At 66.5% G+C, this 278-nt stretch carries 1 protein-coding gene; it reads left to right on the top strand.

Annotated features, from left to right (window positions below; all coding sequences use genetic code 11):
* On the top strand, positions 1-278 hold a 278-nt coding region (locus ACNKXS_RS15480; RefSeq protein WP_417921665.1), incomplete at both ends, for an alanine--tRNA ligase-related protein.

Here is a 278-nt window from a genome sequence, read left to right as displayed (position 1 = left end):
CGCGAGGCGAAAGCGCGCGTCGCCCAGGTCCTGAAGGCCGAGGAAGAGCGCTTCGGCGAAACGCTCGAAAACGGCATGAAGATCCTGGAAGCCCAACTGGCCAAGGATGCGAAGAACCTGGACGGCGCCACCGCCTTCACCCTGTACGACACCTACGGCTTCCCGCTCGACCTGACCGCCGACATCTGCCGCGAGCGCGGCGTGACCCTGGACGAGGAGGGCTTTGCGGCCGCCATGGAGCAACAGAAGAGGACCGCGCGCGCCGCCGGCAAGTTCAA

The organism is Christiangramia marina (assembly GCF_048285865.1).
In the GTDB taxonomy this organism is placed as follows: domain Bacteria; phylum Bacteroidota; class Bacteroidia; order Flavobacteriales; family Flavobacteriaceae; genus Christiangramia; species Christiangramia marina.
Note: the sequence above shows the minus strand (reverse complement) of the source record. Positions and strands in the feature narration are given on the sequence as shown.